The organism is Kribbella sp. NPDC003505 (genome assembly GCF_040610875.1).
GTDB lineage: Bacteria > Actinomycetota > Actinomycetes > Propionibacteriales > Kribbellaceae > Kribbella.
In genome coordinates, this window is sequence record NZ_JBEXNA010000006.1 from 96,601 (window position 1) to 109,578 (window position 12,978).

The following is a 12,978-nucleotide window of genomic DNA, read 5'->3' on the forward strand; positions in this document are numbered from 1 at the left end:
ACGGGAGCCGACGGAGCCGACGGAGCCGACGGAGCCGACGGAGCCGACGGAGCCGACGGAGCCGACGGAGCCGACGGAGCCGACGGAGCCGACGGAGCCGACGGAGCCCACGGAGCCCATCCAGTGGGTGTCCGCGGGCGTCGCGGTGGCGACGTTCGCCGACCGCTCGCGATGGAGGGCCGATGAGGCTGCGCTCCAGCAAGCAGCCGACTTCGCAGCTACCGGTTGAGGCCGGAGAACACATCAACCTCCCCCGCGGACCAGCGGGTAGGAGGTTGCTGTGCTGCGACGGGGCAGGGGAGGCCGAAGCTTCCCAGTGGCCTTCGCCTTCGTGCGGCTCGTCCTGTTGCCCGAACCGAACCGGCGCAACCTCCACTCGCGGACAGAGCCGCGTCGCAGGTCATCCTTCACCGGTCATCCGCGCCCCTCCTCGGCGTGCTCACCGAGCGCGGGGGCTGAACCGGGCTGCCTGTGGGATCGGGTGGTGATGGGGCGGCGTACGAGCGACGGCCCCGGTTCGGCTGATCCTGCTCACCTGGCGGTTTCGAATTCTGGGATTGTCGGAGGACCGGCCCTGCTGATGAGCAGGGCGGCGCTCAGCTCGCGCTGGCAAACCTCCGGCCAACCGCCGAAGCCGGCCACCAAGCTCAGTTTCTTGGTCTCTGCCTGATGGCCTGTTCGAGACTTCTGAACGAGCCTCGAAGGCAGAAGATGGTGTGGGACGTGGAATGCCGACCGCCGAACCAAGCCGGGCACCCAGCTCCCACTCCATCTTCCGTCTTCTGCGTTCTTAGGTCGCCGCTTCCGGGGTGGTGGTGTCCGGTGCGGTCGTGTCGGCCTTGGCCTCTGCGACGGCCGGCTCCTCATCCGGACGGCGCATGCCGATGCGGGCGCAGACTGCGGACAGCACGGCGACCCCGGCCGCCCACAGCCAGAATGTCTGCCCGACCTGGTCCCACAGCCAGACACCGACGGCCGGACCGACCGCGTTGCCCAGGCCGAAGACGCTCAGCATGGCGCCGGAGTACCGGCCGCGCAGGTGCGGCGGCGCCACCATGCCCGGGTACGCGAACGTGGTCGGCGCGCCGATGATCTCCGACATCGTCCAGATCAGCGTGCCGAGGATCAGCAGCACCGGAACCAGCGCGATCGCGTAGACGCCGTACCCGACCGCGACCAGACCGAACCCGGCGATGGCGGTCAGCCGCAGCGGCCAGGTCTGCACGTACTTGGTCGCGGGCACCTCGCAGACGGCCACCACGATGGCGTTGGCCGAGACCACCAGGCTGTACCACCACAGGCTGCTGCCGTCGTCGACGATCGCCAGCGGAAGCACCGCGATGTACTGGCAGTAGACGATCGTCACGAGGAACACGGCGGCCAGGTAGAAGTCGTACCGCCAGTCGGCCAGCACGGCGCGATAGCCCTGCTTCGGTTCCGCGGCCTTGGCGTCGGCGGCGGCGGCGGCCTCCTCCGGTGCGGCCTTGCCGGGCAGGAAGCGCCAGGCGATCGCGCTGTACAGGACGGCGGCGAACGCCTCGGCCCAGAACAGCAGGTTGTACGAGACCGACACCAGCGCGACACCGACGATCGGGGTCACCGCGGTGCCCAGGTTGATCGCCAGCCGGTACATCGCCATCGTCATCACCAGCTGGCCCGGCTTGGTGAGCTCGGCCAGCATCGCCTGCGCGGCCGGCCGGTTCAGCATGCTGACGGTGCTCACCGTCAGGATCGCCAGCAGGATCACCCAGTAGACGTTGATGTACAGGATCGAGACGATCAGCGCGGCGGAGCCGAGCATGCTGATCAACGTCGCCGCCCGCGCACTCAACCGGTCGGTGAGCCAGCCGCCGACGAACGACCCCAGGACATGGCCGGCGCCGTAGACACCGAGGGCGAAACCGGCCTGGCCGGCGCTGAAGCCCTTGTGCGTCATGAACAGCACCAGGAAGATCTGCAGGAACGCGCCCAGCCGGTTGACGAAGACGCCGAACAGCAGTGCCTTCGACGTGATCGACGTCTGGCGCCAGGTCGCGATGGCGCCGAGTCCTTCACCCGGCTGCCCGGTCGAACTCGGTTCGCGGTCGACTTCTTCGCTCATCAGTTACTCCACCCCTCTGTGCCGGTGACCACGCTGCCCCCGGCGGGCTTGTGCCAGAAGGCATTCGGTCCTGCACGCTACCGCTCGCAGCGCCGTACCGACAGTCCCCAAAAGCAACAAAACAAGGCGTATCAGGGCGGGCCGGCCGACGCCTCTGATGAATGACGGCGACGCGTAGCGGAGCGCACGTGCGCCCCTGTCGACATGCCTTGTTCCCAGGAGGATCTGACCTATGACAACCGAAATGACGGAGGCCCTCCCGCGGATCCCGGACGACTTCATGCAGAGGCCGTACGAGATCCTCGAGCCGTACCGCAAGGCCGGCCGTGTGCACCACGTGGTCTTCCCGCACGGCGCCGACGTCTGGCTCGTCACCCGGTACGCCGACGTACGGACGCTGCTCCAGGACCCCAGGGTGAGCAAGGACGGTACGCGGATGAACGAGATGTTCGCCCGCCACACCGGGACCTACGTCGAGGACGAGAAGCCCGACGTCGGCTTCGACGACGAGCTGTCCCAGCACATGCTGAACAGCGACCCGCCCCGGCACACCCGGCTGCGCTCGCTGGTCAGCAAGGCCTTCACGCTGCGCCGGATGGAGGCGTTCCGGGAGCGGATCGAGCAGCTCGTCGACGACTATCTGACCAAGCTCGAGGGCCGCGACGACGTCGACCTGGTCGGCGAGTTCGCCCAGCCGCTGCCGATCGTGATCATCTGCGACGTGCTCGGCATCCCGTTCGAGGACCGCGAGCGGTTCCAGCAGTGGGCGGTCGAGCTGGTCGGCGCCGGCCACCCGGCGGAGGTCGTCGAGAACGCCTCGAAGAACGTCATCGAGTACGGCCGGCACATCATCGAGATGAAGCGCAAGAACCCGGCCGAGGACATGGTCAGCGCGATGATCGAGGGTTCGCCGGAAGGTGACCGGCTGACCGACGACGAACTCGTCGCGATGATCTTCCTGTACACGGTGGCCGGTCACATCACCTCGCAGCACACGCTGTCGAACGCGATCCTCAGCCTGCTCACGCACCCCGAGGCGATGGCCCGGCTGCGGTCCGACCCGTCGATCATGGGGCATGCGATCGACGAGCTGATGCGGTACGACGGCGGCGTCGGCGTGGCCACCTTCCGGTTCACCGCCGAGGACATCGAGATCGGCGACGTCGTCGTACCGAAGGACAACATCCTCGCGCTGTCGATCCTGTCGGCGCACCGCGACGACGAGCAGTACGAGAACGCGAACACGCTCGACCTGGACCGCAAGCCGAAGGGCGTCCTCGGATTCGGTCACGGCCCGCACTTCTGCATCGGCCAGCCGCTGGCCAAGATGCAGACGAACATCGCGCTGACCCGGCTGCTGGAGCGCTTCCCGGACCTGCGGATGACGGCCGACCCGAGCTACCTGGAGTGGGAGCCGAGCACCCTGCTGCGCGGCATGCACCACCTGCCGGCGGCGACCATCCCGCCGAAGTCCTGAACCTCGCCGGACATGACACTGCCCCAGCCGATCGGCTGGGGCAGTGTTTTTTGTAGGTACGGTTCACTCCTCGACGTAGTACCAGTCCTCGGGCGTGATCAGGCCGTAGGGGTTCACCGGCTCGAGACCGCGCAGGTTCTTCGCGACCTCGAACATCCGGTTCGGGAAGCCTGGGGACCAGATCGTCGGCACCTGCTCGGCGATGTAGTCCTGGTAGTCGAACATCGCCTGCGGGTCGTCGCTGTGCACGGTCCGGTCGATCAGCTCGTCGGCCTTCGGGTCGCTGTAGTCGCCGAAGTTGCTGCCGCCGCCGGTGCGGAACAGCATCTCGCCGGTCAGGTGCCCGTAGAACGACCAGCCGCCGTTCCAGCTGTTGATCTCCCACAGCCGCTTCGCGGGACCGGGGCTGTGGTCCTCGGCCACCATCACCGAGCCGTACACCGGCTCCAGCTTCAGCTCGATTCCGGCCTTCGCCGCATCTTCCTTGAACATCTCCAGCATCCGGGTCAGCGCGACCTTGCCCTCGACGTACCGGATCGTGAACGAGAGCCGGTCGCCGATCTCGACACCCTCGCCGGAGCAGCCGGCCACCTCACCCGGCTGAACGCAGCCGGCCGGCAGCGTGCTGGTGTCCCAGCCGTGCGCCTCGAGCAGCCGCCGGGCCGCGTCGACGTCGAACGGCATCGGGTCGTTGCGCTGCTTCGGCGAGACGTACGGGTTGGCCGGGGAGATCGGCACCGGGCCGTCCATCCGGTACGCGTTGCCGTGGAAGATCTCCCGGATCGCGCGGTCCTGGTCCAGGCACATCTGCAATGCCTGCCGGACGTAGGCGTGCTTGTAGATCGCCGCGGCGGTGGAGTCGTTGTCGAAGTTGAACGGCATGTAGCGCACCACGAACAGGTCCTGCGCGACGAGCCGGTACTTGTCCGCGAGCTCGTCGTCGGTCAGTTCCAAGCCGGGCGGCAGGTACCCGACCTGGATCCCGTCCGGCGCGTCCGGGCCGGCCTTGAGGCGCTCGTACATCAGCTCGTCGGTGTCGTTCTGCACCTGGCGGAACTCGTCCAGGTGCGGCTTGTTCGGGCCGGAGTACTTCTCGTTCGGGACGAAGGTGACGACGCCGTCGAGGGTGTAGCTCTTCAGCCGCCACGGGCCGTTGACGACGCTCCACACCGGGCTGTCCGCCCAGCCGCCGCGGAAGTGGTTCGCCTCGACCGTCCAGTCGCCGTTCTGGCTCACCAGGTAGTCGTAGACGGCCGGGATGTCGGCCTTGTCGAACGACGCACGGGCCGGCCCGTCCTCGGTCCGGTCCCAGGCCTTCGGCATCGGCGTGATCAGCGACAGCTGGTTCATCTCCACCCAGGTCTTGGAGTAGACCTCGTCGAAGGTGAAGCGGACCTTGTCCTCGGCGATCTTCTCGTACGACGTGAGGTTGTCCGGGAAGTAGCCGGGGACGTAGTAGCCGAGCCGGTCGCCCTTGACCGCCATCATGTTCACCCAGAACATCACGTTGTCGGCGCAGATCGGCTCACCGTTGGACCACTGCCAGGGTTTCAGCGTGACGGTGACGCTCAGCCCGTCCTCGCTCCACTCCGGCGGGTAGGCCAGGCTCAGGTCGGGGTTCACCTCCGGCCTGCCCTCCCGGCCGAGCCAGTACAGCGGGCGGAACATCAGCACCTGGAACTCGTACAGGTTGCGGATGCCGATCCGCTCCCGCGGCGTGAACGGGAAGATGGCCGCGGGCGGGAAGCCCGGGTTGCAGGCCCAGGTGACGGTGCCACCCTTGATCGGCCGGCCGTCCTCGGACGGCTGGTCGGACTGGTGCTCGGTCAGCACAGTGGACATCCAGGTCACCTCTCGTGAGTTGGATCAGGCCGTCAGCTTGGTTGCCGCCGACCGGGGCGGTGGGGCGGGGAAGGAATCCGGCGCGGCCAGGCGTACGTCGATCTGCTCGGCGAACTTGTACGCCGTGCCGATCGCTTCGTCGAACGTCGCTCCGCTGGTGCAGAGGAAGCCGAGGATGTTGTTGCCGTCGGGCGGCCGCCGGATGACGTCGCCCGGTTGCGCCGTGATCTTGAGGAAGAACACCCGGTCGGACTCGGCGACCTCGGTCGGCACGGTGATCTGCTCGATCACGCCTGCCGGACCGATCAGGCAGGTGCCGGCCAGGTGCACACCGGTCGGGCGGTAGTGCTGGACCTCGGGTTTGAGACCGGCGGCGACGGCCATCGTCGCGCGGATCGGGCAGTAGCCGGTGCTGAGCCGGGCGAAGTAGTCCAGCCCGCCACCGCCCGGCCGCACCGCGATCTCCAGCAGGTGCGGCTTGCCGCGGTGGAAGCGGACCTCGGCGTGCATCACGCTGCGCCGCAGCCCTTGCGCGTGCGCGGCCGTTGCCACCACCTCGTGCACGGCGGCCAGTTGGTCCTCGTCGAGGGTGGTCGGGGCGCGATGCGCGTCGTCGTCGAAGGTGTTGCCCTCGATCGTGATCCGGTCGACGATCGAGCCCAGGTACACCTCGCCGTCCCAGGCGAGCGCCTCGATCTGCATCTCGCGGCCGTCCAGGAACGACTCGACCAGCAGCCCGTACGGGCCGACGTCGAGGCCCTCGGCCTCCATCCGGAACCACGACATCCCGGCCATGCCCTCGAGCGCCTGCGGGAACCGGGTCCGCATCTCGTCCGGGGTGTCGATCCTGAACACGAAGTTGCTCGCGGCACCCAACGTGGGCTTCAGGATGACCGGGTAGCCGAACTCCTCCGCGGTGGCGAGCGCAGCGTCGAGGTCGGCCGCCAGCCGGAACTTGGGCACCGGCGCACCGCCGAGCTCCTGGGCCTCCCGCATCAGGAGCTTGTTGCGGCTGATCCTGGCCGCGTCCAGACCGACACCGGGCAGCCCGAGCGCCTCCGCCACCGCGGCCACCGTGAGTACGCCGGACTCGGAGAACGTCAGGACGCCGTGGAACTGTTCGGTGGCGTGCCACTCGCGAGCCGCCGCGATGATGTCGTCGATGTGCCGCGAGCCGGCGATCCGGTAGCGGTCGGCCGGCCAGTAGTCCGGCTCACCGAGTCCGTTCAGCACGAACAAGGTCCCGCCGAACTCCTCGATCTGGCGGTAGCGGGACTGGTAGTAGCCGGCGTTCTGCACGGCTTCCAGGGCGAGCAGTTTCATGGCACCTACTCCTCACCGACCGCGGCGAGTTGCCGCGGCCTGTCGATCGGGTCCAGGCCGACCGGCCGGGGCGGGGCGCCCACCGCGCGATCAGCGATCGTCCGTGCGATCTGGGGCGCGAACTTGAAGGACATCCCGCCGCACGCCGCGTACGCCCAGACCGCGCCGCCGCCGTACGACGACAGCAGCGGTCCGCCGCGCGCCCGCTCGGCGAGGTAGTAGCCGTCGGTGGCATCGGTCACCGCGGCCGGATCGAACCCCGGGAGTACGTCGGCGAACACGGTCATCAGGTGTTCCCGCCAGCGGTCGGGAGTGGTCCGGTCGGACATCTCGCGGGTCGGCCGGCAGGCGCTCGCGGCGCTCAACCGCAGCGGTGCGTCCGCGTGCGGCACCGTCGGCATCAGCCAGGCGTCGCGATCCGGCCCGAGGCCGAGCACCGCGGGCAGTCCCACCCACTCCGGTTGCCGGTACGAGAGCACGGTCTGCCGGTACAGCGTGAGCGTCGAGGCGATGACGCCCGGCACGAGTTCACGCGACCAGGGACCGGCCGCGATGACGACCCGGTCGGCGGTCGCGGAGTCGCCGTCGGCGAACCGGATCACGCCGCCGCGGTCGCTCCCGGACACCTCGACGACCCGCCGGTGCGGATGCAACCGGACATTCGGCCGGCCGCCCAGCCAGCGGGCCAGCGCGATCAGGGCCCGGTCGGCGAGCACGGCGCCCGCGGTGGCCTCCAGCACGGCCCCGGAACCGACCGGGAAGCGCACCTGCGGATACCGGCGCGCCAGCTCGTCCGGCGCGAGACCCCACGCCCGCGCGCCGGCGGCGGTCAACAGTGCGAGCGATGCCGCCGCCTCCGGCTCCGGCATCGCGGTCAGCGCCCCGGCCGGGTGGTAGAAGCGCGCGCCGACCAGTCCCTCGACCTCCATCCAGGCCTCGTGGGCCTGGGCGGCCGCGAGCGTCAGCGCCGGTTCGCCGCGATGCAGCGCGCGCACCACCCGGAGCCGATCGTGCGAGGTCGCCGTCGGCGAAGGGATCGGGCCGGCGTCGAACAGGTCCACCTGCTCGACGCCGGCCGCGCGACTGCAGTCGATCGCGGTCAGCAGTCCGATCACGCCGCCGCCGACCACGGTGATCCGCATCGGGATCACCGACCTCCGGCGAGCTCGCCGTCCGCCGTCCCGGCCGCCAGCAACGGCGGCACGAACGGCGTGACCTCGGCGAGCTCGAAGGATCCGGTGACCAGCACCCCGGCGTCCGGCAGTTCGTCGAACGCCCCGGCCTCACCGGCCGCGGCGGCGAGATCGATGAGCAACGGCGACGCCACCGCGAGCAGGGCCTTCACCTCGCAGAACAGGTCTCCCCAGGCCTCCGGCTGCTCGTCCAGGCCGGTGCCGTCGAGCGTCAGCGCATGCCGCCGCAACCGGTCGATATGGACCAGCACCGTGTCCGCCGAACGGTTCAGGTTGAACGTCGGCATCTCGTACCCGAGGTCGAACCGGTCGCGCATCAGCGTGACGCGCTGCCGTGCGGCGGCCGAGACCGGCAGCCGGGCGCTGCCGCCTGCGTTCGCGACCGCCTTGGCGAGAACGCCGGCCAGCTGGTTCCACGGGCCCACCAACCGGTCCTCGGCCATCTTGTCGAGGCCCGCCCGGCTGAACGTCGACCGCTGGTACTCCGGGGCGGTCAGCGCCAGGTAGAGCCGGGCGACGTCGCGCGGCACCTCCTCGAGCAGCTCCTCGGGCGTCAGCACATGTCCCTTGCTGGTCGAGAACTTCGAGCTCTCCAGCTCGTAGAACTCGTTGTTGATGATCGACTCCGGCCACACGTACTTGTCGCCGTGCGCCATCAGCATCGCGATGTGCGGCAGGCAGAAGTAGTACGCGTTGTCGAAGCCGAGGAAGTGCACAATGCGGAGGTTCGTCGTGTGATCCGCAGCCTTGCGCCACAGTTCGCCGGGCACGGTGTCCCGGCCGAGCTTCGCGGCGGCGTACGACGTGGTGAACATGCCGGCCGGGATCAGCTCGAGCCAGGCGTTCAGCACCTGCCCGGGGACCTCCGGGAACTGCGGGTCGATACCCCAGTTCAGCGGGAACGTGATCGGCACGTCCTGCAGCGGCCGGGACAGCAGCTCGGCGATCATCTGCCGCACGTGCGGGCGGCGGTGCTCTTTGAGGTTCTCGTGGTACGTCGTCAGCTGCTCGCGGTACTCCTCCAGAGGCAGCACCATGATGGTGGCCTCGCGGTAGGTGAGCTTGTCCTCCGGGTTGATCGTCGAGTGCGGGTTGATCAGCTGGTCGAAGTTGTTCGGGTGGCAGCAGGTCTCGCAGAGCCCGCCGCGGCTGGTCGTCAGGCAAACCGGGCAGTCGCCCTCGATCAGGCCCTCGACCATGAACTCGCCGGTCCGTTCCAGATACGGCAGGCGGACGGTCTTCAGCCGGAACACCCCGGCCGCGTGCAGTGCGCTGAAGTACTGCAGCACGGTGGCGCGATAGGTCTGGTCGAACGGGCCGAATCCGTCGATCGAGATGCCGATCGCGCTCAGCGCCTCCTGGATCTTCGCGGTCGAGCGCTTGCACAGCTCCTCCGGCGTGATGCCTTCCCGGCCCGCCGACGCCACCACGTAGGTCTGGCTGTCGTCGGTCTCGGACGTGAAGATCACCGTGCGGCCGCGGGCCCGCTGGTACCTGGCGTAGACGTCGCCGGCCAGGTACGGACCGGCGATGTGCCCGAGATGCATCCCGCCGTTCGGCGTCGGGTTCGGGCCGAGGACGAGAACCGGACGGTCGTCGTCGGACGGCAGGGGTCGGGTCATTGGCTGGCTCCTACTCGCTCGGCGGACTCGATGGCCTCGGCGGCCCGGCCGTTCTCGTCGACCTTCGCGGCCGCCTCGACGGCGAACCGCTCGGTGTCCGAGCCGGCGTACTCGGCGAGGAACTTGTGGGACATCTCCGGGTCCCACCAGATGCTGCAGAAGACGAAGTCCTCGTCGCCGGTGTTGTGCACCCGGTGCAGCTGGCCGGGCGTGAAGTACGAGACGTCGCCGGCGCGGAACGGCTGCCGTTCGCCGCCGCACTCGACGACGCACTCACCGGAGACGGCGACGAAGATCTCCTGCTCGTGGTGGGTGTGCAGCTTGGAGACCGTTCCCGCCCGGCAGACCGCGTAGCTGAGCTCGAAGGGCGCGTTCAGCACCGGCCACGGCTGCAGGCGCTGGGTGTCCACGCCGTACTCGTGCAGCAGGTTGTCGCGATCCAGCCGGGAGATGTGTACGACCATGGCTACCGTCCCGAAATCTGTTCGTAGGTGTCCGGACCGTCCTTGGAGTGCCGGGTCTCGATGACTGCCTTGTGCGGATCGCCGGCCAGGATCAGGTCGATCACCGGCGTCCCGCCGGCGGCGCTCTGCACCGAGCGGCTGTAGAGCACGCGCAACTGGCTCGGTGTGAGGCCGCTGATCCGCTCGAGTTCGGCGTCCAGCGCGAGGTCGTCGCCCGCGCCGGCCAGCAGGCTGTGGATCTCGTCGAGCCGGTCGGACAGGTGCGGGTGCTCGCGCTCCAGGAATCGCTCCAGTCCGGCGCCGTGCCCGGCGAAGGGTGAGTACGTCATGCAGACCAGGTGATCGCCGGTGAGCCCGAAGGTCTGCAGCGCGTACTCCTCGGCGGCCTTCCGCATCCGGGCCGGCGCGTCCGGGCTGTCGTACCGGGCGCGCATCATCTCCACGAGCTGGTCGGGGATGTCCTTCTTGCGCATCAGGCCGAGCGCGAACTCGACGTACTCGGCCAGGCCCTCGTCGTACGACCGCTCGAACACGCGCTCGGCCTTGATCCCGCGCAGGTGCGCCATCAGGGCCGGGTTCGCACAGTCGGACTCGGTGAAGCTGAAGGCGAGGTCGTCGAACTGGAAGCCGAGGAAACCGGTCAGCAGGTCGAAGTGGTCGCCGGCCCGGTACGCCGTCTCGCCGTAGACCGTGAAGAACTTCAGCCGGTCCGGGACGTCGGTGCTGACCCGGCGCTCGCTGATCGCGTCGTCGGCGTCCGCGCCGTGGATGTCCGCGAAGTACGCCTGCGAGATGTCGTCGAGCTGGCCGAGGATCCGGCCGAACCCGTTCCCACGCGCCCGCGGCCGTACGGCCGGGCCGGTGCGCAGCCGACGGGCCAGCCGCCCGACCCAGAAGCTGTACTGATGCTGCTCCTGGGGCGAGTCGCCGGTGATCAGCACGTCGGCGCCGTCACCGTAGGCGGCGGCCAGCCCGAACGCGTTGAAGACGCTCAGGTTGCACGAGTTGCAGAACGTCGGCCGCCCGTCGGCGAACGTGCGGTGACCGGTCATCAGGATGTCCAGCCGGTTGCGCCGGACGACGTGCTCGCGCTGCGGGGAGTCGACGTAGAACTCGCTGATCTCGTCGCCGTCCACCAGCAGCAGTTCGCAGTCCGGGTCGTCGAAGAGCTCCAGCGCGCGGTACTCGCGGTCGATGTTCTCCATCACCGCACGCGGCATCCCCGCGTGCCGGTTGGTCGCCACCCGCATCCGGAACGTGCGGCCGTGGACCCGGTCCAGGATCAGCTGCATCGCCCGGACGAAGGCCAGCGTGTACGAGCTGTCCTTGCCGCCGCCGAACGCCACCAGCACCAGGTTGCGCTCCAGCTCGGGCTGATGCGGCAGCTCCGCCAGCAGTTGGCCGCTGCACCGCAACGCTTCGTCCATGACGCCGGGCGGCATGGCGGCACGCAGACCTGTGAACGTCCGGTCCCGGGCCTGTGCCAGGCCGGGCGGACGATCCAGTTCGAGTGTTGTCATCCGGTTCTCCTCGCGGGCTGGGGCTATTCCCATCCGTTAGAGCCCGGCCGGCCCGTTGGCTGATACAGCCGCCGCCGGGATCCGCTCCCGGTGCGCGACGATGTCCCGGCAGATCTCCTCGGACCGCTGCGCCAGCACACTGAGCAGCGAGTCGGAGATGCCGTGGGTCTCCTCGTTGACGCCCTGCAGGTAGCAGGCCGCGCTGCTGCCTTCGCCGCCGGTGCCGTTGAGGTCCAGGCGGTACTGCCGGGTGACGTCGATGCGGTCCAGGCCGAGGTCGTCGGCCAGATCCCGCACCAGCCGGGGCATCCGGGTGTCGAAACCGGTGCCGAGGAAGATCACGTCGCGGCGCAGCTCGGTGACGGCTCCGGTCCGCCGGTCGGTGAGCTCCAGCACCAGCTCGTCCTCGGCTTCGTGGGCGGCGGTGATGTCGACCATCGTGATCAGGCGCCGATCGGTGCGCTGCTGGAAGTGGTCCAGGTACAGGTCGGCGTACAGGTGCTCGAGCATCGGGGGAGTGACGACGGAGTAGTTGGTCCGGTACAGCTCGCGGAGGATCTGCTCCCGCGCCTGCGGCGGGGCGTCGAAGAACTCGTCGACGAACGACGGGTAGTACATCTCGTTGGTGAACTTGCTGGACTGGTCCGAACTGAGCCCGATGGACCGCATCAGCCACGCGATGTCACTGTCGGGCAGATCGTCACGCAGCGCCCGGAACATCTCGGCGGCGCTCTGCGAACTGCCCAGCACCGCCACCCGGTACGGCAGGTCGCCGGACAGCTCCGCCACCCGGTGGCGGTACTGCGTGCTGTGGACGACGCGCTCCGGGGGCAGGCCGGCGAGCTCCGGCGGGATGTTCGGTTCCCGGCTGCCGCCGTACACCAGGTATCTGCTGGTGATCGTCGTACCGTCGGCGAGGCTGGTGACCCACCCGGTCACCGCGCCGGTGTCGTCGCGCCGCGCGCGCACCCCGAGGCACTCGCACCCCAGCCGGATCTGGACCCCGGTGAGTGACTCCGCCACCCAGCGCAGGTACTCGGTGAACTCGACCCGGTACGGCGTGAAGGTGCTCATGTTCACGAACTCGTCGAGCCGGCCGGTCTCGAACAGATGGTTCAGGAACGAGAACCTGCTGCTCGGATCCCGCTGCGTGACCAGGTCCTTGAGGAACGACACCTGGCTGGTCGCCCACGGCATCAGCATGCCGGACTGCCACTCGATCGCCGGGTTGCGGTCGATCAGCAGGGTGTCCGCCGCCAGATCGGGCGCCAGCTCCTCGAGCGCCACCGCCAGCCCGAGATTCGACGGCCCCGCACCGATCGCAAGCAGTTCGACTTCCACAGAGTTGTGTTCTGACATCCGCGCCGCCTTCGTCTCGGATCACCATCACCTCCCTTCGAGAGCCCGACTCAGCCGGCCGTTGATACACCTCCCTG

The 12,978-nt window shown here is 69.0% G+C and carries 10 protein-coding genes; 2 read left to right on the forward strand and 8 right to left on the reverse strand.

What is annotated here, in order from left to right; all coding sequences use genetic code 11:
- A partial coding sequence (locus ABZX12_RS21665) for a hypothetical protein (RefSeq protein ID WP_355695635.1) occupies nucleotides 1–229 on the forward strand: 229 nt, incomplete at its 5' end.
- Nucleotides 230–790: 561 nt separating this feature from the next.
- Here the strand turns inward: ABZX12_RS21665 and ABZX12_RS21670 are convergent.
- The gene (locus tag ABZX12_RS21670) at nucleotides 791–2,101 is read right to left on the reverse strand and encodes an MFS transporter (RefSeq protein ID WP_355695637.1); all 1,311 of its coding nucleotides are present in this window, start codon (nucleotides 2,099–2,101) and stop codon (nucleotides 791–793) included.
- Between the two features lie 232 nt (nucleotides 2,102–2,333).
- Here ABZX12_RS21670 and ABZX12_RS21675 point away from each other — a divergent pair, with 232 nt between their 5' ends.
- Complete coding sequence (locus tag ABZX12_RS21675; RefSeq protein WP_355695639.1) at nucleotides 2,334–3,578, forward strand: cytochrome P450; 1,245 nt, start codon at nucleotides 2,334–2,336, stop codon at nucleotides 3,576–3,578.
- A gap of 63 nt (nucleotides 3,579–3,641) precedes the next feature.
- Here the strand turns inward: ABZX12_RS21675 and ABZX12_RS21680 are convergent, their stop codons facing one another.
- The 7 genes from ABZX12_RS21680 to ABZX12_RS21710 are packed head-to-tail and all read right to left on the reverse strand — an operon-like array spanning nucleotide 3,642 to nucleotide 12,901.
- Complete coding sequence (locus ABZX12_RS21680; RefSeq protein WP_355695640.1) at nucleotides 3,642–5,420, reverse strand: ABC transporter substrate-binding protein; 1,779 nt, start codon at nucleotides 5,418–5,420, stop codon at nucleotides 3,642–3,644.
- 24 nt (nucleotides 5,421–5,444) lie between these two features.
- Nucleotides 5,445–6,743 (reverse strand): ATP-grasp domain-containing protein, encoded by a 1,299-nt coding sequence (locus ABZX12_RS21685; RefSeq protein ID WP_355695642.1) that lies wholly within the window; start codon nucleotides 6,741–6,743, stop codon nucleotides 5,445–5,447.
- Between the two features lie 5 nt (nucleotides 6,744–6,748).
- The gene (locus tag ABZX12_RS21690; protein ID WP_355695644.1) at nucleotides 6,749–7,885 is read right to left on the reverse strand and encodes an FAD-binding oxidoreductase; all 1,137 of its coding nucleotides are present in this window, start codon (nucleotides 7,883–7,885) and stop codon (nucleotides 6,749–6,751) included.
- 5 nt (nucleotides 7,886–7,890) lie between these two features.
- Nucleotides 7,891–9,558, reverse strand: coding sequence for a class I tRNA ligase family protein (locus ABZX12_RS21695; protein WP_355695646.1), 1,668 nt, complete (start codon nucleotides 9,556–9,558; stop codon nucleotides 7,891–7,893).
- Nucleotides 9,555–10,022 (reverse strand): cupin domain-containing protein, encoded by a 468-nt coding sequence (locus ABZX12_RS21700; RefSeq protein ID WP_355695648.1) that lies wholly within the window; start codon nucleotides 10,020–10,022, stop codon nucleotides 9,555–9,557. The genes ABZX12_RS21695 and ABZX12_RS21700 overlap by 4 nt, the downstream gene beginning before the upstream one ends.
- Before the next feature lie 2 nt (nucleotides 10,023–10,024).
- On the reverse strand, nucleotides 10,025–11,542 hold the full coding sequence (locus ABZX12_RS21705; protein ID WP_355695649.1) for a PqqD family protein: 1,518 nt from the start codon (nucleotides 11,540–11,542) through the stop codon (nucleotides 10,025–10,027).
- 36 nt (nucleotides 11,543–11,578) lie between these two features.
- Nucleotides 11,579–12,901, reverse strand: coding sequence for a SidA/IucD/PvdA family monooxygenase (locus tag ABZX12_RS21710; RefSeq protein ID WP_355695651.1), 1,323 nt, complete (start codon nucleotides 12,899–12,901; stop codon nucleotides 11,579–11,581).
- Between the last annotated feature and the right edge of the window lie 77 nt (nucleotides 12,902–12,978).